General features: G+C 68.2%; 20 protein-coding genes. 12 read left to right on the forward strand and 8 right to left on the reverse strand.

Translation table 11 applies throughout. The annotated features are described in order from the left end of the window. Positions 1-8: 8 nt before the first annotated feature. From ACZ5IQ_RS28235 to ACZ5IQ_RS28260, 6 genes are all read left to right on the forward strand, one after another. The gene (locus ACZ5IQ_RS28235) at positions 9-578 is read left to right on the forward strand and encodes an orotate phosphoribosyltransferase (RefSeq protein ID WP_064981502.1); all 570 of its coding nucleotides are present in this window, start codon (positions 9-11) and stop codon (positions 576-578) included. A 59-nt stretch (positions 579-637) separates the two neighbouring features. Continuing rightward, positions 638-1,228 carry a hypothetical protein gene (locus tag ACZ5IQ_RS28240; RefSeq protein ID WP_212807657.1) on the forward strand — a complete coding sequence of 197 codons (591 nt, stop codon included), beginning with the start codon at positions 638-640 and terminating at the stop codon, positions 1,226-1,228. Further along, positions 1,228-1,629: a TIGR03668 family PPOX class F420-dependent oxidoreductase gene (locus tag ACZ5IQ_RS28245; protein ID WP_020099632.1), complete on the forward strand. Its 402-nt coding sequence runs from the start codon at positions 1,228-1,230 to the stop codon at positions 1,627-1,629. The genes ACZ5IQ_RS28240 and ACZ5IQ_RS28245 overlap by 1 nt, the downstream gene beginning before the upstream one ends. 61 nt (positions 1,630-1,690) lie before the next feature. Beyond that, a complete protein-coding gene (locus ACZ5IQ_RS28250) occupies positions 1,691-3,739 on the forward strand; it encodes an elongation factor G (protein WP_212807658.1) in 2,049 nt (682 codons plus the stop codon). Between the two features lie 120 nt (positions 3,740-3,859). Next, positions 3,860-5,638, forward strand: a complete 1,779-nt coding sequence (locus ACZ5IQ_RS28255; RefSeq protein WP_371824500.1) for a hypothetical protein — start codon at positions 3,860-3,862, stop codon at positions 5,636-5,638. Between the two features lie 98 nt (positions 5,639-5,736). Then, positions 5,737-6,606: a type IV toxin-antitoxin system AbiEi family antitoxin domain-containing protein gene (locus tag ACZ5IQ_RS28260; RefSeq protein ID WP_138251160.1), complete on the forward strand. Its 870-nt coding sequence runs from the start codon at positions 5,737-5,739 to the stop codon at positions 6,604-6,606. Between the two features lie 56 nt (positions 6,607-6,662). On the opposite strand, the gene car (ACZ5IQ_RS28265) is transcribed toward ACZ5IQ_RS28260, so the two are convergent. The 3 genes from car (ACZ5IQ_RS28265) to ACZ5IQ_RS28275 form a co-directional block, all read right to left on the reverse strand. After that, positions 6,663-10,181 (reverse strand): carboxylic acid reductase, encoded by a 3,519-nt coding sequence (gene car, locus ACZ5IQ_RS28265; protein WP_135356347.1) that lies wholly within the window; start codon positions 10,179-10,181, stop codon positions 6,663-6,665. A 173-nt stretch (positions 10,182-10,354) separates the two neighbouring features. Next, a complete protein-coding gene (car, locus tag ACZ5IQ_RS28270) occupies positions 10,355-13,873 on the reverse strand; it encodes a carboxylic acid reductase (protein WP_267325985.1) in 3,519 nt (1,172 codons plus the stop codon). Positions 13,874-13,972: 99 nt separating this feature from the next. Then, positions 13,973-14,896 (reverse strand): DMT family transporter, encoded by a 924-nt coding sequence (locus ACZ5IQ_RS28275; RefSeq protein ID WP_346415298.1) that lies wholly within the window; start codon positions 14,894-14,896, stop codon positions 13,973-13,975. A gap of 287 nt (positions 14,897-15,183) precedes the next feature. On the opposite strand from ACZ5IQ_RS28275, the gene ACZ5IQ_RS28280 reads away from it, so the two are divergent. After that, entirely contained in the window at positions 15,184-15,918 is a 735-nt protein-coding gene (locus tag ACZ5IQ_RS28280) for an SDR family oxidoreductase (RefSeq protein ID WP_061010105.1), read from the forward strand. Here the strand turns inward: ACZ5IQ_RS28280 and ACZ5IQ_RS28285 are convergent, their stop codons facing one another. The 3 genes from ACZ5IQ_RS28285 to mrf all read right to left on the reverse strand — a co-directional run bounded on the left by ACZ5IQ_RS28285 (position 15,919) and on the right by mrf (position 19,523). Next, entirely contained in the window at positions 15,919-16,968 is a 1,050-nt protein-coding gene (locus tag ACZ5IQ_RS28285; RefSeq protein WP_464480554.1) for a zinc-dependent alcohol dehydrogenase family protein, read from the reverse strand. Positions 16,969-17,019: 51 nt separating this feature from the next. Then, entirely contained in the window at positions 17,020-18,150 is a 1,131-nt protein-coding gene (locus ACZ5IQ_RS28290; RefSeq protein ID WP_464481513.1) for an esterase family protein, read from the reverse strand. 185 nt (positions 18,151-18,335) lie between these two features. After that, on the reverse strand, positions 18,336-19,523 hold the full coding sequence (gene mrf, locus ACZ5IQ_RS28295; protein WP_464481514.1) for a ribosome hibernation factor-recruiting GTPase MRF: 1,188 nt from the start codon (positions 19,521-19,523) through the stop codon (positions 18,336-18,338). A 104-nt stretch (positions 19,524-19,627) separates the two neighbouring features. Between mrf and rpmB the strand changes: the two genes are divergently transcribed. Genes rpmB through rpsR form a run of 4 tightly spaced genes read left to right on the forward strand, consistent with a single transcriptional unit; the run spans position 19,628 to position 20,591 of the window. Continuing rightward, the gene (gene rpmB, locus ACZ5IQ_RS28300; protein ID WP_061010101.1) at positions 19,628-19,864 is read left to right on the forward strand and encodes a 50S ribosomal protein L28; all 237 of its coding nucleotides are present in this window, start codon (positions 19,628-19,630) and stop codon (positions 19,862-19,864) included. Beyond that, on the forward strand, positions 19,865-20,029 hold the full coding sequence (rpmG, locus tag ACZ5IQ_RS28305) for a 50S ribosomal protein L33 (RefSeq protein ID WP_020099644.1): 165 nt from the start codon (positions 19,865-19,867) through the stop codon (positions 20,027-20,029). Positions 20,030-20,031: 2 nt separating this feature from the next. Beyond that, positions 20,032-20,337, forward strand: coding sequence for a 30S ribosomal protein S14 (gene rpsN, locus ACZ5IQ_RS28310; protein ID WP_318984035.1), 306 nt, complete (start codon positions 20,032-20,034; stop codon positions 20,335-20,337). Then, positions 20,337-20,591, forward strand: coding sequence for a 30S ribosomal protein S18 (rpsR, locus tag ACZ5IQ_RS28315; protein ID WP_318984036.1), 255 nt, complete (start codon positions 20,337-20,339; stop codon positions 20,589-20,591). Before rpsN ends, rpsR begins: the two co-directional genes overlap by 1 nt. Here the strand turns inward: rpsR and ACZ5IQ_RS28320 are convergent. Together ACZ5IQ_RS28320 and ACZ5IQ_RS28325 are read right to left on the reverse strand one after the other, a co-directional pair. Then, positions 20,584-21,420, reverse strand: coding sequence for a rhomboid family intramembrane serine protease (locus tag ACZ5IQ_RS28320; RefSeq protein WP_346415300.1), 837 nt, complete (start codon positions 21,418-21,420; stop codon positions 20,584-20,586). The two genes, rpsR and ACZ5IQ_RS28320, sit on opposite strands and share 8 nt — an antisense overlap. A 22-nt stretch (positions 21,421-21,442) precedes the next feature. Then, positions 21,443-22,231: an acyl-CoA thioesterase gene (locus ACZ5IQ_RS28325; protein ID WP_464480555.1), complete on the reverse strand. Its 789-nt coding sequence runs from the start codon at positions 22,229-22,231 to the stop codon at positions 21,443-21,445. Between the two features lie 34 nt (positions 22,232-22,265). On the opposite strand from ACZ5IQ_RS28325, the gene ACZ5IQ_RS28330 reads away from it, so the two are divergent. After that, the gene (locus tag ACZ5IQ_RS28330) at positions 22,266-23,441 is read left to right on the forward strand and encodes a hypothetical protein (RefSeq protein WP_464480556.1); all 1,176 of its coding nucleotides are present in this window, start codon (positions 22,266-22,268) and stop codon (positions 23,439-23,441) included. Positions 23,442-23,456 lie beyond the last annotated feature (15 nt).

Genomic DNA, 23,456 nt, shown 5'->3' on the forward strand with positions numbered 1-23,456 from the left:
TTCGCACCATGTCTGATCGCCCCGCAAGCTGGGAAGCCGCATTCGACCTGATCCGCACGCGCGGCTACGAGCGCCGCGAGGAGCCGTTCCGGCTGGCGAGCGGGCAGCTCAGCCACGACTACATCGACGGCAAGTTCGCCATCGACAACGGCGTCAGCCTGACGACCGTCAGCAAGGCCGTGGCGGAACTCGCCGCGCTGCGCGGCATCGAGTTCGACGCCGTCGGCGGCCTGACCATGGGCGCCGACCCGCTGGCGCACGGCGTCGCGATGGTCACCGGCAAGGCCTGGTTCTCGGTCCGCAAGGAACAGAAGGCCCGCGGCCGTGAGCAGTGGATCGAGGGCACCCGCATCGAACCGGGCACCCGGGTCCTGCTGGTCGACGACGTGATCAGCACCGGCGGCTCCACCGAAATCGCCTACGACCGCGTCACCTCCCTCGGCGCGGTGGTCACCGGCGTCATCCCGATGGTCGACCGCGGCGACATCGCCACCGGCCGCTTCGCCAAGCGCGGCGTGCCGTTTGCCGCGCTCGTCAGCTACCGCGACCTCGGCATCGAACCGGTCAAGGACGTCTAAAGCGGGACACGCGCGCCGATACCGAGCAATTGGCGCGAGCCACCCCTAGCATCTGGGAGGTGGCTGACAGCGACGACCCAGAGCGCGATCTATCGCCGGGCGGCGTGCTGGAATCATCCGCCGAGGTGCAGGACGACGACCCGGACACCGACCCGTTCCGCGCCGTCGACCCGGGCCCACATGGCACCGGACCGTTTGCCGGCCCGACGACGGGCTCGTTCGTCATCCCCGAACCGGAGCCGACGGGCGACACCTTCGACGCGTTCAACACCGACACCTGGCGGTTCCGCGAACCGCCACCACCCTGGTATCGCAAGAAGGATGTCCGGCTGCTGCTGATCGTCGTCGCGGTCGCGGTGGTCGCTCTCGTCGTCTCTCTGGTGGTCCTGGCCACGCGCCGGGATTCCGGCTCCGACGAGGCACCAGTGGAACCCAGCACCACGACGACCACCACCACAACGACGAACGCCCCGGTGACCTCGTCGACCCCCAGTCCGCCGCCGCCTCCCCCGCCGCCGGCCGAACCACCGCCGGCCGCGGCGCCCCCGGCGTACCACCCGCCGGCCGCGCCGCCCGCTCCTACGCGTCCGCCCGAGATCAACGTGACGCGGATGCCCTTGAGCGTCGCCCCGACCCCGCGGCACCGCTGATGTCCGACCCGGCCGCCCTGTTCTCCGCCGCGCCCGTCGCCGTGCTGGCGACGGTGTCCGCCGAGGGCCAGCCGCATGTGGTCCCCGTGGTCTTCGCGGTCAGCGGGGACCGGCTCTATACGGCGGTGGACGCCAAGCGGAAGTCGACGCAGCATCTGCGGCGGTTGGACAACATCGCGGCCAACCCGCGCGTGAGCCTGCTCGCCGAGGAGTACGACGACGACTGGTCCCACCTCTGGTGGGCCCGCGCCGACGGCATCGCCACCGTGCACCCCAGCGGGGACGAGATGGCGATCGGCTACTCACTGCTGCGGGCCAAGTACCACCAGTACGACCGGGTGGCGCTGGACGGCCCGGTGATCCGGGTCGCGATCAGCCGCTGGAGTTCCTGGCACGCTTGACTCTTGTGCCGACCGTCGCGACAGGAGCATGGTGGACGTGACTCGTCGATAGGGGCACGTCATGGCGGACAAGACGAACAACCCATCCGGCGCCGCGCCCAGCGCGGACAGTCCGGCCGCGATCCGAAATGTGGTCCTGGTCGGGCCATCTGGGTCCGGGAAGACCACCCTCGTCGAGGCACTGCTGCTCCATGCCGGCGTGCTGACGCGGGCCGGGACGGTGCTGGACGGCACCACGGTCTGCGATCACGAACCCGCCGAAGTCGAGCAGCAGCGCTCGGTCGGTTTGGCGCTCGCCTCACTGCAGCACGGGACGGTGAAGATCAATCTGCTCGACACCCCGGGCTACGCCGATTTCGTCGGTGAGCTGCGGGCCGGGCTCCGGGCGGCTGATTGCGCGTTGTTCGTGATGGCCGCCAACGATGTGGTGGACGCCGCCACCAAGGCGTTGTGGCGGGAATGTGCCGACGTCGGGATGCCCCGCGCCGTCGTGGTGACCAAACTCGACCACGCCCGCGCGACGTTCGCCGGTGCGGTGGCGTCCGCACAGGAGTCGTTCGGGGACAAGGTGCTTCCGCTGTACCTGCCCGAGGGGGACGGGCTCGTCTCGCTACTGGCGGACGATGCCACCTTGATCGAGGGCATCATCGAGGAGTCCGAGGACGAGACGCTGATGGAGCGGTACCTGGGCGGCGAACAGATCGACAACGCGGTGCTGGTCGCCGACCTCGAGCGCGCCGTGGCCCGCGGCTCGTTCTTCCCGGTGATCCCGGTGTGCAGCACCACGGGTACCGGAGCTGCCGAACTGCTCGACGTCATCGCCCGCGGGTTCCCTTCTCCCCCAGAGCATGTACCGCCGCAGGTGTTCACCCCGGCCGGTGTGGAGAAGTCCGCGCCCGCCTGCGATCCCGCCGCACCGCTGTTGGCAGAGGTGGTGAAGACGACGTCGGATCCGTACGTCGGCAAGGTCAGTCTGGTCCGGGTGTTCTCCGGCACCATAAGGCCCGACACGACGGTTCACGTGTCGGGCCATTTCAATTCGTTCGCCGATCCCGCCGCCGGATGCGCCGCGCACGAGGACCACGACGAGGACGAGCGCGTCGGCGCACTGTCGTTTCCGCTGGGCCGCAAGCAACGCCCGGCGGCCGAGGTGATCGCCGGTGACATCTGCGCCATCGCCAGGCTGACATGCGCCGAGACCGGGGACACCCTGTCGGACAAGGCTTCCCCGCTGGTGTGCCGGCCGTGGACCATGCCCGCGCCACTGCTCCCCATGGCGATCGTGCCGCATGCCAAGACCGACGAGGACAAGCTGTCGGTGGGGCTGGCCCGGCTGTCCGCCGAGGATCCGACGCTGCGCATCGAGCAGAACCCGCAGACCCACCAGATCGTGTTGTGGTGCATGGGCGAAGCCCATTCCGCGGTGGTCCTGGACGCGCTGTCGCGGCGGTTCGGCGTCGCGGTCGACACCACCGAGTTGCGCGTCCCGCTGCGAGAGACGTTCGGCGGCAACGCGAAGGGCCACGGTCGGCACGTCAAGCAGTCCGGCGGACATGGGCAGTTCGCGGTGTGTGACATCACCGTCGAACCGCTTCCGGAGGGGGCCGGATTCGAGTTCGTCGACAAGGTCGTGGGCGGTGCGGTACCGCGGCAGTTCATCCCGAGCGTGGAGAAAGGCGTTCGCGCCCAGATGGATCGGGGCATCTGCGGATACCCGATGGTCGACATCCGCGTGACCCTGCTGGACGGCAAGGCGCACAGCGTGGACTCGTCGGACTACGCCTTCCAGCTCGCCGGCGGGCTGGCGCTGCGCGAGGCGGCCGCCGCCGCATCGGTGAATCTGCTCGAGCCCATCGACAGCGTCCACATCGTGGTGCCCGACGAAATGGTCGGCGCGGTGATGAGCGACCTGTCCGGACGGCGCGGCCGCGTACTCGGGACCGACACCGCCGGGGATTCCTGCACCGGCATCGACGCCGAGATTCCCGAGATCGAGCTGACCCGGTACCCCATCGAACTGCGGTCGTTGTCCCACGGCGCGGGGTCCTTCACCCGCTCCTTCGCCCGCTACGAACCCATGCCCGAGGCGGTGGCGGCGCGGGTGCGCTGACCCCGCCGCAGTGACCCACCACTTTGGCAAACCTGATCGTGACTGACATCACCCGATGTCATAGTGTCGTCAGATTCGTGCGCGCGCGGGCGGGCACTAGGGATGTCAAAGGGGACACCGGTGGGGACACAGTCGGGGCTCAGTCTGCGTAAATCCGGTCGGTATCGCCTGGCAGTGATTGCCGCGGCCATGGGTATCGCGGCGGCGACCAGCCAGAACGTCGCCTGGGCCGAGACCGGGACGACCGATTCGCCAGGCACCTCGACCAGCCAGTCCGGACCGCAGAAGCCCGGTCCAGCCAAATCCAAGCCGGCGAACACCGACAAGAAGGACAAGAAGAAGCCCGGTAAGAAAGCCGGCAAGGCCCAAACGGCTGCGGACACGTCCGACAAGTCCGACGCCAAGCCGGACGCGGCGACTGACGCGTCGGCCACCGACCCCAAGTCCGGTGCCGATCCGGAAGCCCAGCCGGACCCGAAGCCGGCCGCCAAACCCGACCCCAAGCCGGCCGCCAAGCCGGCGAAGAAGGGCTCGGATTCGGTCAAGCCCGCCGGCGATGGCAAGAAGACACCTAAGCTCCAGCCCGCCACCGCGAGCGTCCCCGCCAAGGACGCGACGGCCGGCTCCCCCGCCGCCACAGCTGCCACCGCGCCGGCCGACAGCATCGCCCCCGCTCCGGTCAAGACGCCGGCGCCGACCACCCGGCTCGCGGCCCTGTCCGCGACTAACAACACCGTCGGCACCCTGACGACGCCGACGCCACCGCAGCCGCTGAACCCGATCGCGAAGATCATCCAGCTGCCCGGTCGCATCATCAACACCGTCCTGCAGGTGCTGGACCTGACGGTGTCGCAGAGCGGCCCGAAGAGCCCGTTCAACTGGTCGCCCATTTCCGAGGCGCTGTTCGCGGGGTTCCGCCGCATCGAGGACATGCTCGGGCTGAGCAAGACCCCCACCGCGGCGCCCGTCGTCCCGGAGCTGACCTACGACGGCCCGACCAGTGGCGACACCCCGACGGTGGAGCAGTTCCTCAACGCGTCGGCCAATGCCTACGTGCTCGGCGCCCAGCCCGGCGATCTGAAGCCGTTCACCGTCAACGGTTTTCAGATGCAGACCTTCAATCCGTTGTCCGGCGCCGTCGGCAAGGCGTGGGTGACGCCCGAGGGCCAGATCATCGTCGCCTACCAGGGCACGACGGGCGGCACCAATCTGCTGTTCCATCCGCTGATCGCGCTGTCGCAGATTTTCACGGACATGCAGGTCATCTTCACCAACACCACGCCGCAGGCGTTCTGGGATTCGTTGGCGTTCGAGCGCAAGGTCGAGGCGGCGGCCCTCGCGCAGGGCTACACCACCGATGACATCTTCGTCACCGGCCACTCACTGGGTGGTTGGGAGGCGCAGTTCGTCGCGCAGAAGACGGGCCGCGGCGGTATCGGCTTCGAAGGTCCCGGACTGAACACCTCGGTCGCGGGTAACGGCATCAACTCGAACTTCGTGAACATCGAGACCTACGGTGACACCGCGGCGTACTTCTCCACCGACCTGCCGGGGTTGCAGCCGTTCATGCCGGCCTACGACCCCACCGGCGGCAGCAAGCCGCACTACGGCAACATCGTGATGATCGGCGACCCGGATGCGGTGAACCCGCTGTTCAACGCGTCGGCGCTGTGGGGCCCGAACCCGATCAACGACATCATCTTCGCCGTCGACATCCTCGGGAACTTCTTCGAGCACCACCTGCCCGGCATGCAGGCCTACAACCTCGGCGTCGCACCGGATCCCGGTGTGGTGCCGTGGCTGGGCTCCTACACCGGGCCGATCAACGACTGGGGCGACCTCGACATCTACGAGCTGCAGCAGGCCGCCTCCGACGCCGGCGTCCTCATCGCCCCGTAACCAGTGATTTGTGCACGATTTTCCGCGCCAGCCGCGGAAAATCGTGCACAAATCCCCGTTGATGGAACCGCGGAGCCACCGCATACGTCCGAATCTGTGTGCTTGACGACTACCTTCGCCGCCACGATGGCGTAATCACCCGAGCCCAAGCCTTGACCGCGGGGATCAGCGATGACGCCATCAGCCGCCGAGTCCGCTCCGGCCACTGGCTGCGATGCGCCCCCGGGGTGTTCTTCGTCGACGATCGTCCGTTCAGCGACGCGGCCCGCGTACGCAGTGCAGTCTGGTCCTGCGGCCCGGCGGCCACCGCCAGCGGACTGGCCGCCGCGTGGTGGCTGGGCGTCACGCACTACGCGCCGGAGACGGTGGAAGTCACCGTGCCGAAGGTCAGCAATCACCGCAAGCGTGACGGCATCCGGGTCCGCCGCCGCGACTTGCTGCCACAGGACATCGTCGAACGCGGCGGACTGCGCGTCACCGCACTCCCACTGACCGTCATCGAAGCTGCGACGCGGCGCGGAGGTGGCGCCAAACTCATGGACACTGCGTTGCAGCGACACGTCGAGCTGAAGAAACTCTGGGATGCGCACCTGCGCAACAAAGGACGACACGGATCGCCCGCGGCGCGGATACTGTTGCTGGCCGCCGAGGACGGGGCCCGCTCTCAAGCTGAACGCCTGTTCGTAAAACTATTGCGCCGCAACAAGATCACGGGATGGAAGGCCAACTGTCCCGTTGCCGGATACAAAGTCGACGTCGTGTTTCCGGCAGCAAAACTCGCCATCGAAGTCGACGGCTGGGCCTATCACAGCAGTGCCGACGACTTCGAGAACGACCGGAAGCGGCAGAACGCCATTTCGCTGCTCGGTTATCAGATCTTGCGGTTCACGTGGCTCGACCTGACCGAATATCCGGACCGGGTGCTCGCCGAAATCCGGAATGCCCTGCTGTTCAGGCAGGCCGCCTGAAGATTTGTGCACGATTTTCCGCGGCAACCGCGGAAAATCGTGCACAAATCCCTGGGTCAGAGCAGGCCGAGCAGCTGCAGGTCGGTGATGTACTTGACGATCACCGGCGCGGTGACGTGCGGGATGTCCTTGTCCGGCCCGAGCTTCGCCTCCTGCACGGCCTCGCGGAACACGACCACCGGTGCGATGGACCCGTTGTGCGGGTGTTCCGGCTTCTGGTAGTTGTGCAGCAGCGGCAGCAGTGACGCCTGGCGCTGCCGGTCCGGCAGGGCCCGCAGGGTGGTCTCGAAGCGGGCCAGCCATTCGGCGTAATCATCAACGCGGGCAATGGAATACCCGGCCTCGATCAGCCAGTCGACGAACTCGTCCATGCCCAGGCCAGCGGAGTGCGGGTTCATCACGTGGTAGGTGACGAACTCGCCGGCGGGGCGCACGCCCAGCGTGTCGATGGCCTCGGCGATGAACTCGACTGGCAGCCCGTCGTAGTGCGCGGCCTGCCGGTTGCCCTCGGCGTCCAGCTCGTAGAACGACTTCGGCGCGATGCCGGTGGCCACCAGCGAGAACATCATGCGGGTGAACATGTCGGGCAGGTTGAGCTGCCCGGCGTACGACGTGTCCGCCAGGATCATGTCGCAGCGGAACACCGAAACGGGAAGTCCGCAAAGGTCATTGGCCTCGCGCAGCAGCACCTCACCGGCCCACTTGCTGTTGCCGTAGCCGTTCGCGTAACCGTCGTGCACGGCACGCACCGGACTCATCACGCGCACGTCCGCCTCTTCGGTGAACGTGCCCGGCGTCAGCTGGTCACCGACACCGATGGTCGAGACGTAGATGTACGGCTTCTGTCGGGTGGTCAGCGCGATGCGGATCAGCTCGGCGGTGCCGAGCGCGTTGGGTCCGAAGAGCTCGCTGCACGGCAACACGTGGTTCACCAGCGCGGCGGGATCGACGATGACGTCGACTTCGTCGGCCAGTCGCTGCCAAACCTCCTGCGACAGACCGAGATTCTCGTCGCCCTTGTCGCCGGCGATGACCTCGAGGTGATCGGCGGCCAGGGCCTGGTAGTGCGCCAGCAGCTTCGGATCACCGGAGTCGAAGGTGGCATCCAGCCGCGCCCGAGCCTCGTCGTCGGACTTGGCGCGCACCAGCGCGATCACCTTGCCGTCGACCAGGTCCATGCGCTCCAGCCATTCCAGCGCCAGATAGCGACCCAGGAATCCGGTTGCGCCCGTGAGCAATACGGTCCGGACCTCGGCGGCCGGCCCCGGCAGTGACGGTGCGGCGGCCAACGTCGCGGCGTCGATGAACTTGTCCAGCGTGAGGTCCGCTGCGCGTACCTCGACGGCGTTCTTGCCGTGCACCGAGCTGAAGCTGGGCCGCTTGGCGCCACCACTGCGTTCGTTCTCGATGTAGGCGGCCAGCGCGGCCAGATCGTTGGCGGGGCTGACGATGATGCCGACCTGGACCTCGACGCCGAAGATCTCCTCGAGCAGATTTCCGAAGGTCAACGCGGACAACGAGTCTCCACCGAGATCGGTGAAGTGGGCGTCGGCCGACACCTCGCCGGAGGCGCCCAGCAGCGCGCTCGCCGCCCGGATGACGGTCGGCAGGGCCGGGCCTTCGGCGCCGTGCTGCCGCAGCTCACGGAGTTCATCGGCTTGTCCGGCAGCAAGACTCACGTACAGGTCTTCCAGCGCCGGGCCGTAGTGCGCCTTGAGCTTCGGCCAGGCCAGCTTGCGGATGCCGGTCAGCAGCCCGTTCTCCAGCGAGAACGGTTCGGTCTCGATGATGAAGTCGCGGGGGATCTCGTAGGACTGCAGCTCGGCGGCCTTCGCGACCTCCTGCAGCGAGTCACTGATCCGCTGCTTGAGTTCGGCGGAATCCCAACGGGCCAGGGCATCTTCGGTCGGAACCACGACAGCCAGCAGGTACGGCTGGGCGCTGTTGCCGTAGACGTAGATCTGCCGGACCAGCGGGCTGTTGTTGCTGAACGCCGCCTCCAGCTTGGCCAGCGTGACGAACTCGCCCTGCGCCAGCTTGAGCACGTTGTTGCGGCGGTCGACGTACTGGATCTGGTCGGGCCCGATCTCGGCGACGACGTCGCCGGTGCGGTAGAAACCGTCCTCGTCGAAAACGCTCGCGGTGACTTCGGGACGCTTGTAATAGCCCGGGAACAGGTACTGGGTCTTCACCAGCAGCTCACCGCGCGGGAAGGGCTGGTCGGTCAGGTAGTAGCCCAGGTCGGGCACATCGACCAGCTTGTAATCCAGGGTCGGCGGGCGCTGGATGACGCCGTCGAAGAAGACCATGCCGGCCTCGGTGGAGCCGTAGCCCTCCAGCAGGTGGATGCCTAGAAACTTCTCGACCCACGCCTTGAGCTCGTCGGTGATGGGCGCCGAACCGGTCATCGCCTTGATGTAGCGGCCACCGACCAGGTTCTGCCGCATGTCGGCCATCACCTGCTGCTCGATGTCGTCGCGCTCGGCCTCACCGGCACCGGCGGGCACCAGCTTGTCGACGCGGCTCTGGAATTCCAGGTACAGCATCTCCCAGACACGGGGCACCAGGTTCAGCTCGGTGGGCCGCGCCAGCGCGAAATCCTCGAGGAGAGTGGACAAGTCGCTCTTGGCGGCGAAGTAGACGATGCCGCCGTTGGCCAGGCTGGAGTACAGGATGCCACGGCCCATGACGTGGCTCATCGGCATGAACGCCAGGTTGATCGACGCCTCGCTGGGGCCGAACCACGCCGTGCTGGCCCGGCGCCAGAAGCTCGTCATGTTGCTCTCGGGGTACATCGCGCCCTTGGGCGCACCGGTCGAGCCGGACGTGTAGATCAGCAGGGCCAGTGGGTCGGCCTCTTCGGAGACCGGGGCCGGGGCGTCCGGCAGTTCACGGCCGCGGCTCAGCACGTCGCCGAAGGTCTCGACCGTGACGTTCAGGCCGGCCAGCGCCTCTCGGGCCCGGTCGATGGCGTCGCGCTCGTCGTCGACCTCGGCGTGGTGGTCGAACACCAGGAAGCGGGCGGGCGCGGGGCCACCGACCGCAAGTTCGACGGCGTCGGCCACGTAGTCCGCGCTCACCGCGATCAGCACCGGTTCGGTCTCGGCGACGATCGGCAGCAGCGACGACGCCGCGGAGCTCGTCTGCAGCGGCACGGACACGGCGCCGATCTGCCCGAGCGCGGTGTCGATGACGGTGTAGTCGGTGCTGGTGAAGCCGAGGATGGCGACGCGGTCGCCGGCCTTGACGCCGTCGGCGTGTAGCGCGGCGGCGACGGCGCGGATGCGGTCCCACAGCTCGCCGTAGGTGATGGTGTCGTACTTCGGCAGCAGCCGCGCGACGGTGCGGCCGTTCTCGGTGACGAACTCGACGGCGCGCTGTCCGAGCGCGGTCCGGTCGGCATAGCCGTTGAGAACGGTCTTCACGATCTCGGGCAGTCGCATGCCCGGTTCTTCGACCGACTGGGCCACGGACTGCAGCGGCACGGCCGCGGCGAACTGCGGGTCATTGGCGGACAGGTCGGCGATCCGGCGGGCGAGCTCGTCAGTAGCGCTTTCGGCATGGTCAATCGACATGAAGAAACCTCACGAAAAAATCGAAATCTCGAATGGGTACGCCCCGTTGCATCCCCACTAATTGAATGACGCTGGCGCGGCCGCCGTTGTTCCGGCGATTTCCTGCCAGTTCCCTGTGATTTGTGCACGATTTTCCGCGGCTACCGCGGAAAATCGTGCACAAATCACCAAGCTCAGAGCAGGCCGAGCAGCTGCAGATCGGTGATGTACTTGACGATCACCGGGGCACCGATGTGCGGAATGTCCTTGTCGGCACCGATTTTCGCGTTCTGCACGGCAGCGCGGAACCGATCGACCGGGGCGATGGAGCCCGCCACGGGGTAGCTCGGCTGCTGGTAGTTGTGCAGCAGCGGCAGCAGTGACGCCTGGCGCTGCCGGTCCTGCAGGCCGCGCAGCGCCGTCTCGAACCGGGTCAGCCAGTCGGCGTAATCATCAACGCGCGCAACAGGATAACCGGCCTCGATCAGCCAGTCGACGAACTCGTCCATGCCGATGCCGTCGTCGTGCGGGTTCATCACGTGGTACGTCTCGAAGGTCGAGTCGGACTCACCGGCCGCGACCTGCACGGCCAGCGTCGAGATGGATTCGGAGACGAACTCGACGGGCAGCCCGTCGTAGTGCGCCCGTTGGCGCTGACCTGAGGCATCCAGCTCGTAGAACGACTTCGGGGCGATGCCGGTGGCCACCAGCGAGAACATCATGCGGGTGAACATGTCGGGCAGGTTTAGCTGTCCGGCGTAGGTGGTGTCGGCCAGGATCATGTCGCAGCGGAACACCGAAACGGGAAGTCCGCAAAGGTCATTGGCCTCGCGCAGCAGGACCTCGCCGGCCCACTTGCTGTTGCCGTAGCCGTTGGCGTAGCTGTCATCTACCGGCCGCACGGCGCTCATCACGCGGACGTCAGCGGCCTCGACGAACTCCCCGGGTGCGACGCTGCCGCCGACCGCGATGGTCGAGACGTAGGCGAACGGCTTGATCCGCGTGGTCAGCGCGATCCGGATCAGCTCCGCGGTACCCAACGCGTTCGGTCCGAACAGCTCGCTGTAGGGCAGCACGTGGTTCACCAGCGCCGCGGGGTCCACGATGAAGTCGACGGTGTCGGCGAGCCGCTGCCAAACTTCCTGCGACAGGCCGAGATTCGCTTCGCCCTTGTCGCCCGCGATGACCTCCAGGTGGTCGGACAGCGACCGGTAGTGCGCCAGCAGCTTCGGATCACCGGAGTCGAACGTCGCGTCGAGTCGGGCGCGGGCGTCGGCGTCGGACTTGCCGCGGACCAGGCAGATGACCTTGCCGTCGACCAGGTCCATGCGCTCCAGCCACTCCAAGGCCAGGTATCGACCCAGGAATCCGGTTGCGCCCGTGAGCAATACGGTGCGCACCTCGGAGGCCGGCCCCGGGAGCGACGGCGCGGCGGCCAAGGTCTCGGCGTCGATGAACTTGTCCAGCGTCAGGTCCGCGGCGCGCGCCTCGGTGGCATTCTTGCCGTGCACCGTGGAGAACGTCGGCCGCTTGCTGCCCGCGCGCTCTCCTTCGATGTAGGCCGCTACGCCCGCGAGGTCGGTGGCCGGGCTGACGATCACGCCGACGGGCACCTCGACCTCGAAGATCTCCTCCAGCAGGTTGCCGAAGGTCAACGCGGACAACGAATCTCCGCCCAGGTCGGTGAAGTGGGCGTCGCCGGCAACCTCGGAGGCGGACGCCCCGAGGGTGGCACTGACAGCGCGCAGCACGGTCTCGAGCACCGGCGCATCGGACGCGCGCAGTGAACGCAGCGCCCGCAGTTCAGCGGCCTGCCCTTCGGCCAGCTCGGCGTACAGCTGCTCCAGCTCGGCGCCGTACCGGGCCTTCAGCGTGGGCCAGGCCAGCTTGCGGACGCCGGTGAGCAGCCCGTTCTCCAGCGAGAACGGTTCGGTCTCGATGATGAAATCGCGCGGCACCTCGTACGACTGCAGCCCGGCCTCACGGGCCACCGTCTGCAGTGCGTCGGCCAGTTCGGGCCGCAGCGCCTCGGCGTCAGAAACGCCGCTCAAAGCTTCTGCGGTAGGCACGATCACGGCCAGCAGGTACGAACGAGAGCTGTTGCCGTACACGTAGATCTGGCGGATCAGCGGGCTGGTGCCGAACGCAGCCTCCAGCTTGGACACCGTCACGAACTCGCCCTGTGCCAGCTTCAGCACGTTGTTGCGGCGATCGAGGTACTGCAGGTGATCAGGACCGAGCTCGGCGACGATGTCACCGGTCCGGTAGAAGCCGTCGGCGTCGAAAACGTCAGCGGTGACGTCGGGCCGCTTGTAGTAGCCGGGGATCAAATCCGTTGACTTCAAGAGCAATTCGCCGCGCGGATGCGGACGGTCGGTGGAGAGGTAGCCGAGTTCGGGCACGTCGACCAGCTTGTAGTCGAGCACCGGCGGACGGCTCACGTGGCCGCTGACCATGACGCCGCCGGCCTCGGTAGAGCCGTACGCCTCCATCAGCTCCAGCCCGAGGAACTTCTGTACCCAGGCCTTGAGTTCGGGCGAGATCGGCGCCGACCCCGTCATGGCGACCAGCTGCCGCCCGCCGATCAGGCTGACACTGCGCTCATCGAGCACCTGCTGTTCGGCGACGCCGTCGAGGGCGCGGCGGTCGACCTCGCTCTGCACCTCCTGGTGGATCATCTCCCAGACCCGGGGCACGAACGTCATCTGCGTCGGCCGCACCAGCGCGATGTCCTCCAGCAGGGTGGACAGGTCGCTCTTGGCGGCGAAGTACACGGTGCCGCCGTGGGCCAGCGTGCGGTAGACGGTGCCGCGGCCCATCATGTGGCTCATCGGCAGGAAGCTCAGGACGATCGACGGCAGCGCGGGCTGCTGGTGCGTCAGGCCCGTCCGCCACGCGTTGGTGACGAGGCGCTCGGGGTACATGGCGCCCTTGGGGGTACCGGTGCTGCCGGAGGTGTAGATCAGCACCAGCAGGGGATCCACGTCCGCGGACACCACGGGCTCGACGGCCGGCAGCGCGGCGCCGCGCGCCACCATCTCGGCGAAGGTCTCGACCACGACGCCGCGTTCGGCCAGCCGCGTAGCCGCCCGATCGACGGCCTCGCGCTCGTCGTCGACCGCGGCGTGGTGGTCGAACACCACGACGCGCGTCAGCGCGGCGCCGGCACCCAGGACGAGTTCGACGGCGTCGTCGAGGAACGTCACGTCGGCGAACAGTGCGCGGGGTTCGGTCTCATCGATGATCGGGCGCAGCTGCTCGGCGGGTGCGCTCGTCTGCAAGGGGACGGCGACGACGCCGGCGCGCGCGAGCGCGGTGTCGATGATGGTGAATTCGGCGCTCGTGAAACCGAGCATCGCGACGCGCTCGCCGGGGACGACGGCGTCGGGGCCGGTGAGCAGGGCGTTGTCGACGGCCTGAATCTGCCGCCAGGCCTCGCCGTAGGTGATGGTGTCGTAGCGCGGCAGCAGCCGCGAGACGGTGCGGCCGGCGGCGTCGGTGACGTACTCGACGGCGCGCTGTCCCAGCGCGGGCCGGTTGGCGTAGGCGGCCATGACCGTGTGGATGATTTCGGGGAGCCGGATGCCGGGCTCTTCGAGGGCGGCGCCGACCCCGGCGAGGGGCCGCGCGGCGGCAAGTTGGGGGTCGGCGGCGCAGAGGTCAGCGATGCGCTGCGTCAGCTCGTCGGTAACTACGGTTTCTTCTTTCGACATAACAACCTCATCAATTGGTTCACCAGCGTCGCCAATTACAACGTTAGCAAAACTAACGATATGCCCCCAGTGGCTGTGTGAAAAACCACACCGGTCAGGTCAGCGCTCGGAGGTCGATTGCACCTGCGGAGGTGCGATCGGCGCCGCCACCTTCGCGCCCGCCTGCGTTTCGTACGCACCTTCGTCACGGCCGAGAGCGATGGTCGCGGCCGCCATGGCACCGATGGACACCACGAGCGCGACGGCCTCGGCACCGGTCGTGTCGAAGCCCTCACCGAGCACCAGGGCGCCGAGTACGACAGCCACCACCGGTTCCAGCACCAGCATGGTCGGCACCGACGTCTGCAGCGCGCCGGCGTGGAAGGCCGACTGCTGCAGTACGGTCGCGACCGCTCCCAAGATGATGAGCAGGTACGGCGCCGGCGTCGTCAGCAACCCGAGCCAGCCCCGGTGCTGCAGGATCGCCATGAAGATCTTGGTGACGACCGCGACGACACCGAACAGCACGCCGACTCCGACGGCCAGCAGGACCGCGCGGGCCCAGCCGCTGCACCGCAGCGCCAACAGCACGCAACCGATGATCACCGCGGCACACACCGCGGCGACCAGCACGATAACCCCAGGTGAGGCCAGGTGTTCGTCGCGTTCAGGCCGCGCCAGGACGACGAATCCCGCCAGTCCGATGGTCAGCAATCCGGCCCACAACCACTCGCCGCGCGTCACCCGGCGGTGCGCCTGGCGTGCACTCAGCGGCAGCGCGAACAGCAACGCCGACACCAGCAGCGGCTGCACCACCAGCAGGGATCCGTGTGCCAACGCCAGCGCCTGGAAGACATAGCCTGCGACGGCCGCCGCGGTCCCGGCCCACCACAGCCGGCGGCTCAGCAGCGTCGACAGCATGACGACGCTGACGCCGTGCTCGGGCGGCACATCGATGGTCGCGCGCTGGCGCACCACGATGCCGACAGCGGCGCAGACGGCCGCGCAGAGGGCGAACAGCACCACGAGTCCGTGTTGAATCAACGGAGGCGTCCGATCAGCGTGGCCGCGTACCGCGCCACGGGGCTCACCGGAAACATCACGCCCAAAGGGTAGTCGAGCGGGACTATCTGTCCCACTCGCGAACCGAGCGTTCACCTCCACCGAGCAACGATCCGCGCCGCCGAGCGTGCGCCTCGGCGTGGCCGACCGCGGCAAGTCGCCTCGTCAGCCCCCACGCTCGGAACCAGCGCACCCGCGACGCGCCGGCCCGATTTATTGAAACCTTAAATATCTCTTATTTTTCTTAGACTTGAGGTACGGTCGGTGCCATGCACACCAGGATCGCTCTCGTCACCGGCGCTTCCCGCGGCATCGGAGCCGCCGTGGCCCAGCAGCTCGCCGGACCGAACACCCACGTCCTGGTGAACTACCGCGAGAAGGCCAAGCGCGCCAACGCCGTCGTCGACGGCATCCGGGCCGCCGGCGGCCAGGCCTCCGCGCTCGGCGCCGACGTGTCCGACGCCGCCGCGACCAAGGCCATGATCGACCGGATCGACAGCCGGTTCGGGCGCCTGGACATGCTGGTGCTCAACGCGTCCGGCGGTCTCGAGTTCGGCGCCGCAGCCGACTACGCGATGCGGCTGAACCGCGATGCCCAGCTGCGGCTCGTCGACCTGGCGCTGCCGCTGATGCCCGCCGGCGCGCAGATCGTGTTCGTCACCAGCCACGAGGCGCACTGCTATCCGCACCTGCCGGTGCCCGACGCCTACGCCCCCATCGCCGCCAGCAAGCGCGCCGGCGAAGACGCGCTGCGGGCGCTTCGGCCCGAATTCGACCGGTGCCGAATCGGATTCACGATCGTCTCGGGCGACATGATCGAGGGCACCATCATCGCCAGGCTGTACGAGCGTCGCGACCCGCAAGCGGTCGGGGCGCGCCGCAGCCAGGGCCCACTGCCGACCATCGAGCAGTTCGCGTCGGCCATCACCATCGCCGCGACCGGGCGAGACCTGCGGGACACCGTGTACGTCGGCGGCGAGGACCATCTGGTCCGGCCGGCGTGATCAGGGCTCGAGAATCACTTTGATGGCCGTGCGCTGATCCATCGCCGTGTAGGCGTCGGCGACTTGAGCCAGCGGCAGCGACAGGTCGAACACCCGGCCGGGTTCGATGGCGCCGGACAGCACATCGGGCAGCAGTTCATCCAGGTACGGGCGGACGGGCGCGATACCGCCGGCGACGTGGATGTTGGTGCTGAAAAGTTGTTGCATCGGCAGTTCGGGGGCGCCAGCCGGCACCCCGACGAACCCCAGCGAGCCACCGGGACGGACCGCCCCGAGTGCCTGGTGCATCGAATCCTTGGTGCCGACGCACTCGAGCACGCAGTCGGCGCCGACGCCCCCGAGCAGTTCCTCGATGGCCGCGATCCCGTCATCACCGCGTTCGGCGACGATGTCCGTGGCACCGAAGGCCCGGGCCAGTTTCTGCCGGTCTTCGTGCCGGGACATCGCGATGATCCGTTCCGCACCAAGGCGTTTCGAGGCCAGCACCGCGCACAGCCCGACGGCGCCGTCACCCACGACGACCACGGTGGCACCGGCGTGCACGTTCCCCGACCGGGCGGCGTGGTGGCCGGTGGACATGACGTCGGCCAGGGTCAGCAGGTGCGGGAGCAGTTCTGCGTCAGGCGATTCCGGCACCTTGACCAGGGTGCCGTCGGCGAAGGGCACCCGCACGTACTGGCCCTGCGCCCCGTCGAGCGCCTCACCGGTCTTGGCGGTGCCGCCCCACACCCCGAAGTTGACGCACGAGGTGGTGATGCCGTTGCGACAGTGCACGCAGGTGCCGTCACTGTCGGTGAACGGCGAGATGACGAAGTCCCCGACGCGCACATCCCTGACTTCCGCGCCGACGGCTTCCACGATCCCGATGAACTCATGGCCGATCGGATGCGGCGCAGGCGTCGGACGCACCCCGCGGTACGGCCAGAGGTCCGAACCGCACACGCAGGTCCGCACCACGCGGACCACCGCATCGCCCGGTGACTGAATCGTCGGATCGGGGCGCTCCTCGAATCGAATATCGCCCGGCCCGTGGATGATCGTGGTCTGCACGGCTGTCCCGCCCCTTTCAGGTGTCGAATCCGACCCCTGAGTCTTGCCGAATCAGCCCGTCGGCGCGAGTACCAGTCCGCCGGTGGCGGCCGGAGCGGGTGCCACCGGCGCCGGAACCGCGGCTGGTGCCGCGGCGGGCACCGCTGCCGGAACCGCGGCAGGCACGGCCACGGGAACCGCTGCGGGGACCGCGGCCGCGACGGGAGCGGGAGCCGGCAGTGCGACCGGAGCGACGGCCGGCGCGGGCACCGGAGCAGGAGCGGGCGCCGGGGCCGGCGGCGGCACCGGAGCGCCCACGCCCAGCACGCGCAGCAGGTCCGGCTTCATGGCCTGCAGCTGCTGGCCCCAGTAACCCCAGCTGTGGGTGCCGTCCTTCGGGAAGTTGAAGACCGCGTTGCGGCCACCGGCCTGCTGGTACACCTTCTGGAAGTCCCGGTTGGAGCTGATGGTCAGGTTCTCCAGGAACTGGGCGCTGTAGAGGATGCCCAGGTCGCCCGGGGTGTCTAGGTCGGACGGCGTGCCGTTGCCGCAGTACACCCAGACAGCGGTGTTGTTGGCCACCAGCTGCCGGACGTTGACGGTCGGGTCGTTGCGCTTCCAGGCCGGGTCGCTGGCGATACCCCACATCTGGGTCGGGTTGAAGCCGCCGGCGTCCTTCATGGCGAAGCCGATCAGCGTGGGCCACAGACCCTGGGACGGGTTGAGGAAGCCCGAGAGCGAGCCCGCGAAGATGAACTGTGCCGGGTGCCAGATCGCGAGCGTCAGCGCCGAGCCGCCCGACATCGACAGGCCGACGACGGCGTTGCCGGTCGGCTGCACGCCCCGGTTGGCGGCCAGCCAGGTCGGCAACTCCTGGGTCAGGAACGTCTCCCACTTGTAGGTGATGACGCCATTGTTGTTGGTGGCCGGCTGGTACCAGTCGCTGTAGAAGCTGGACTGCCCGCCGACCGGCATCACCATCGAGACGCCGGACTGGTAGTACCACTCGAACGCGGCGGTGTTGATGTCCCAGCCGCTCGCGTCGTCCTGCGCGCGCAGCCCGTCGAGCAGGTACACCGCATGCGGTCCGCCGCCCTGGAACTGGACCTTGATGTCGCGTCCCATCGCGGGCGACGGAATGTTCAGCACCTCAACCGCTTTCGCGGCGGCATGCGCCTGCGGGGCCACCGCGGGCATCGCCATTGCCGGAACCGTCAGGGCAGCGACAGCCGCCACCGCGAGCCGCCGCAGTTTCGCGCCGTAATTCTTGCCAACCAGAGTCGCCAACACGAGTGAAAAACTAACGCCGTGCCGCGCCGGGCCGTTCGACCAACGCGCGGCGTGATCGCCTCGTTACCAAGGCGTTTGGCTATCGAGTCCAGAACCTCTCACGCCGCGCCGTGATCGGTGCCGTCACTGACGACGGTGACGTCGTCGCGGGTGCACGGTTCCTGGTGCCAGTCCCCGAACGGGTCCGAGTAGCCGGCCCACGTGTCGCGTGCCGCAAATTCCTCGTCGGTGAGCAGGGCGTCGTTCAGCGCGGCGGTCACATCGCCCGGACGGGCGCCGCACACCAGGATCGTCATCGCGGTGTGCCGGTCACCGAATTCGTTGTCCCACATCAGGTCTGCCAGCGCACGACGCTCGCGGTCCACGTAGGCCGCCTCACTGACGGTCATCGCGGCGATCCAGCGGCCGGCGTTGCTGACGCGCAGGCCACCGCCGGCCGACTCCAGCCACATGACGTGGCCGGGCCGGTTCGCCAGCCACATCCGGCCTCGCGTCCGGATCACGCCGTCCAGGAGGTGATCGATGGCGTCGTGCAGACGCTCGGGGTGGAACGGACGCCGCGCGTTGAACTCGACAATCTGAACGGGCCCTTCAGGTTTCAGGCTGGGTTGCCCCGCGAGCAGCGGCCCGTGCGGCTCGTCGGCGCGCCCCAGCCGGGCGTCGGGCCACAGCGCGCGCAGCGCGTCCTCGACCAGGCCGGGCCCGGTGACGAGCTGTGCCCGCGGCGTCAGCCGGCGGCATACCGCGAGCAGCACGGGTTCGGCGTGGGTCACGACGAGGACGTCGGCGAACTCGGCCTGCCCCACCGCCACCTGCGCGACAGTCCGGCCGTCGGGCAGTTCGTCGTCACCCAGCGCGTCGGTGAGCCAGTCGCCGGCTTCGATGCACGTCACCACGCCCGCGATCACGACGTCGCGGGCAGCCGGTCCGTCGATGTATCCCGGACCCACCCGAACTCGAACATGGTTGATGGCCCAGCAGATCGGCTCGGGCTCCATCCACGGCTCCAGATGGACGACGATGCGGTTGACGTCATCGCGCCGGTGCAGCAGGCGTAGGTAGATCAGCAGATCATTGCGGACGGTGCAGGACACGCAGCCGTGGGCCAGTTCCAGCGCCGCGACGGTTTCGTTGACGATGCCGTGCGGCGCGGTGACGGTACGACGGCGCACGACGTGACCGTCGAATTGGTGCTCGACCAGCACCGTGCCCGGCGCCTTCAGTAGTTCTTCGGTCACGTAACCGGTCGGTCCCTGACCAGCCACGATGATCACCGGCGTCCGCATCGCCAACCCCTTATCGACAATCATTTTCAGTTCCGTCGGCCCTCACGCTACAGTGGCAACCGACACTTGTCGAAAACGATTTTCATTAACGATAGGGCGGACACATGTCAGCGCACTGCCAGGTCACCGGGCGCGAGCCCGGTTTCGGCAACACGGTTTCGCACTCGAACCGGCGCACCTCGCGCCGGTGGAACCCCAACATCCAGAGCAAGACCTACTACCTGCCCTCGGAAGGCCGGCGCATCCGGCTCCAGGTCAGCGCCAAGGGCATCAAGGTGATCGACCGCGACGGCATCGAAGCCGTGGTGGCGCGGCTGCGCCGGGACGGGGTGCGAATCTAGATGTCCCGCACCGATATCCGCCCAGTGGTGAAGCTCAAGTCCACCGCGGGCACCGGCTACACGTACGTCACCCGCAAGAACCGGCGCAACGATCCCGACCGCATGGTGCTGCGCAAGTACGACCCCATCATCCGCAAACACGTCGACTTCCGAGAGGAGCGCTGAGCATGGCCAAGAAGTCAAAGATCGCCAAGAACGAGCAGCGGCGGCTGACCGTCGCCCGGTACGCCGAACGCCGGGCCGAGCTCAAGGCCATCATCAAGTCCCCGGCGAGCACTGCCGACGAACAGTCGGCCGCCATGGCCGAACTCGCCCGCCAGCCGCGCGATGCCAGCGCGGTGCGGGTGCGCAACCGCGACGCCGTCGACGGCCGGCCGCGCGGCCACCTGCGCAAGTTCGGCCTGTCGCGGGTCCGGGTGCGCGAACTGGCCCACGAAGGACAGCTGCCCGGCATCCGGAAAGCGAGCTGGTGATGGCGACCAAGCGCAAACCCACCCGACGCCCCGCCGCCGAGGCCAAGCGACCGGTGAAGAACATGCTGGCCAAGCTCGGCGTGGACCACCTCGACTACAAGGACACCAACAACCTGCGGTTGTTCATCTCCGAGCGCGGCAAGATCCGGTCCCGCCGCGTGACGGGCCTGACGGTGCAGCAGCAGCGACAGGTCGCCACCGCGATCAAGAACGCCCGTGAGATGGCGCTGCTCCCCTACCCCGGGATCAGCTGAACATCGTCAGCAGCGCCTGGGTCCGCCACATCGTCAGCCCGGCGAACAGGACCAACAGCACCGCCGTCACCGCGATCAGCGCCAGGAGTCGTTGCCGCGCAGGCACATACGCGAAGACCGCCGCCACCACGGTGCCGGTGACCAACCCGCCGACGTGCCCCTGCCAACTGATCGCCTGCGCGCTGACGGCGGGCAGCACGAAGGTGATCACGAGGTTGATGACGATCAGGCCGACGATGCCGCGGACGTCGAGCTGCAGCCGGCGGAACAACACGAACGTCGCGCCGAAGAGACCGAAGATCGCACCCGAGGCACCTGCTGTCGCCGAGTTCAGTGGCGACAGCAGGTACACCAGCACCGAGCCGCCCAGGCCGCTCAGGCCGTACAGCACGCCGAATCGCAACCGGCCCAGCCACTGCTCCAGCTGCGGGCCGACGGCCCACAACGCCCACATGTTGAACACGATGTGGGCCAGCCCGTAGTGCAGGAAAGCCGACGACGCCAGCCGGTAGTACTGGCCGTCGGCGACGGCGGGCGGCCACAGCACCAGATCCTGCTGCATCTGCACCGAGGTGTGCTGCAGCACGAACATCACCACGTTGACCGCGATCAGCGTGTAGGTGACCAGCGAGCCCTTGGAGATGCGGCCGCCGAAGTGGGTCCGGGCCTGCCGCACCGACTGTTTGCCTTCGTTGACGCACTCCGGGCACTGCTGGCCCACGGCGGCTGCCGTCATGCAGTCCGGGCAGATCGGGCGGCCGCACCGGCTGCAGCTCACGTACGTCGGGCGGCTGGGATGCCGATAGCAGGTCGGCGTCGGGACGGTCATCAGTGAGAGTGATCTTCCGGGACTACAGCCGCCACAGGGCTTCCTGGCTGGTGCTGGCGATCAGCACCCCACCAGTGTCATACAGGGCTCCGGCGACCAGCCCGCGGGAGTCGGTGTTGTTCAGTCGGGTGACCTCGTACCGGTGCCAGTCGCGCGGCACGAACGGCCGGTGGAACCACACCGCGTGGTCCAGGCTGGCCGCGAACCCGTCACGCAGGCTCGCACCGTCGGGCCGCGCGACGGGTACCGGCCCGAAGTCCGACATGAAGGTCAGCGTGCACGCCCGGATCAGTGCATCGTCCTCGATCTCGTCTTTGGTGCGGATCCAGAACGGCGGCACGGCGAACGCACCCACGTCTTCCGGCCGCACCCGGATATCGAAGAAGTCGGCGGCCGTGAGGCTCGTCGCCTTGGGCACCGCGGCGTCGAGCTCGAGGCCGCGCACCTCGGGGCGCTGCCAGTCGGCGCCGGGTTCGGGCACATGGAACGACGCGATCATCTCGAGGATCGTCTTGCCGTTCTGCTTCGCGGTGACGCGCCGGGTGTCGAAGGACCGGCCGTCTCGGGTCCGTTCCACGTGAAACTCCACGTCGACGCCGTACTGTCCGCCGCGGACGAAGTAGAGGTGCAGCGACTGCGGCAGTTTGTCGGGCTCGACGGTGCGGCCCGCCGCACCGAGCGCCTGGGCGGCGATCAGTCCGCCGAACAGGGACCGGCCGGGCCCCTCGGTGGGCTGCGGTGCGGTGAAGGTGTCACCGTCGCGCGCGAAGTCCAGGAGCTGGGCAATCCAGCTGAGCGCAGTAGAACTCATAAAGCGGCAGCGTATCCGCCAGTAGGGTCTGGCCGTGCGCCCCAGCCGCTCTGCCCTCTATCTGGCCACCGGCACTGGCATCGCCGTGTGGGCCGCAGGCGTCCTCTGGCTGGCCGTCGCGCTGCACCCCGTCGACCACTACCTCGTCTCGTATTACCTCGCGGACTACCGGTTCGGTTTCATCCGGCGTGGACTCGCCGGGGAGCTCTTCGGCCCGGGCGACGACGCGGCATTCTTCGGGCGGGCCGGCGCCGCGCGTTGGGCCATCACCGCGCTCTACCTGTCTGCCCTGGCCGCCATTGCCGGCGCCATCGTGCGCACGGGCCGCTCGGAACGCCGGGTCATGCTGGCGTTGCTGGTGCCCGTGTTGCCGTTCGGTGTGCCGTTCGCGGTGTTCTCGGCGCGGCCGGACCTCCTCGGCGCGGCGGCGGTGGTCGCCCTCGCACTCGGTGTGGGCACCCGCCCGGCGGTGTCGTGCGCGGCATACGGATTGTTCACCGCGGTCCTGGCGTTGATGCACGACGCGATTCCCCTCGAATTCGCGTTGGGTGCCGTCCTAACGATCTATGCGCCGGCGCACGGACTCACCGCCGCGCGACGCCGGCGCTACGCAGCGTTGGCGGTACTCCCGGGACTCGCGGTGGCCGGCCTCATCACGGCACTCACCCGGCGCGGGGTGGCCGACCGGCTGTGCGCGACGACACCCCACCGGCCCATGCGCATGATGGCGAGTTTTCACGATTTCCAGAACTTCGCCCGGACCGGCCGATTGCCGACACGCGACTTCCACGACTGGGCCTGCCGGTCGTACCTCAACACGTACCAACACAGCGTCCTCGACGAAATTCACACGGTCGCTGCGCGGGGCGCCGGCCAGATGGCGACCTCGCTGACGGTCGGCCTGATCGGTCTGGTGGCCTGCCTCGCGGCGGTCCAATTCGTCGCCGGTGTGCCGATCCGCGACTTCCTGGGCGAATTCCGGGATCGCCGGGCCGCCGCGGTCCTTGCGCTGGCGCTGTATCTGCCGATATTCGTGACCGCATTCGACTGGATTCGGTGGATGCTGCTGATCGCCTTCAACGTCACAGTCGCGTTCCTGCTTTACCTGCGCGGCCGTCCGGAACTCGACCGACCACCGCCGTCGCGCGCGGCGTTCGTGGCGATCGTGTGCGCATTCGCCGCGTTGCCGCTGGGCCTGGCACCCGGCTGACGATCCGCGCCGGAA

Source organism: Mycobacterium toneyamaense, assembly GCF_055384815.1.

What these genes read in the sequence shown, in the direction of transcription:
- ACZ5IQ_RS28235 (WP_064981502.1), top strand. Translation starts at nt 9, where the DNA reads ATGTCTGATCGCCCCGCAAGCTGGGAAGCCGCATTCGACCTGATCCGC.
- ACZ5IQ_RS28245 (WP_020099632.1), top strand. Translation starts at nt 1,228, where the DNA reads ATGTCCGACCCGGCCGCCCTGTTCTCCGCCGCGCCCGTCGCCGTGCTG.
- ACZ5IQ_RS28250 (WP_212807658.1), top strand. Translation starts at nt 1,691, where the DNA reads ATGGCGGACAAGACGAACAACCCATCCGGCGCCGCGCCCAGCGCGGAC.
- car (WP_135356347.1), bottom strand. Translation starts at nt 10,181, where the DNA reads ATGTCGATTGACCATGCCGAAAGCGCTACTGACGAGCTCGCCCGCCGG.
- car (WP_267325985.1), bottom strand. Translation starts at nt 13,873, where the DNA reads ATGTCGAAAGAAGAAACCGTAGTTACCGACGAGCTGACGCAGCGCATC.
- ACZ5IQ_RS28280 (WP_061010105.1), top strand. Translation starts at nt 15,184, where the DNA reads ATGCACACCAGGATCGCTCTCGTCACCGGCGCTTCCCGCGGCATCGGA.
- ACZ5IQ_RS28290 (WP_464481513.1), bottom strand. Translation starts at nt 18,150, where the DNA reads ATGGCGATGCCCGCGGTGGCCCCGCAGGCGCATGCCGCCGCGAAAGCG.
- mrf (WP_464481514.1), bottom strand. Translation starts at nt 19,523, where the DNA reads ATGCGGACGCCGGTGATCATCGTGGCTGGTCAGGGACCGACCGGTTAC.
- rpmB (WP_061010101.1), top strand. Translation starts at nt 19,628, where the DNA reads ATGTCAGCGCACTGCCAGGTCACCGGGCGCGAGCCCGGTTTCGGCAAC.
- rpmG (WP_020099644.1), top strand. Translation starts at nt 19,865, where the DNA reads ATGTCCCGCACCGATATCCGCCCAGTGGTGAAGCTCAAGTCCACCGCG.
- rpsN (WP_318984035.1), top strand. Translation starts at nt 20,032, where the DNA reads ATGGCCAAGAAGTCAAAGATCGCCAAGAACGAGCAGCGGCGGCTGACC.
- rpsR (WP_318984036.1), top strand. Translation starts at nt 20,337, where the DNA reads ATGGCGACCAAGCGCAAACCCACCCGACGCCCCGCCGCCGAGGCCAAG.
- ACZ5IQ_RS28320 (WP_346415300.1), bottom strand. Translation starts at nt 21,420, where the DNA reads ATGACCGTCCCGACGCCGACCTGCTATCGGCATCCCAGCCGCCCGACG.
- ACZ5IQ_RS28325 (WP_464480555.1), bottom strand. Translation starts at nt 22,231, where the DNA reads ATGAGTTCTACTGCGCTCAGCTGGATTGCCCAGCTCCTGGACTTCGCG.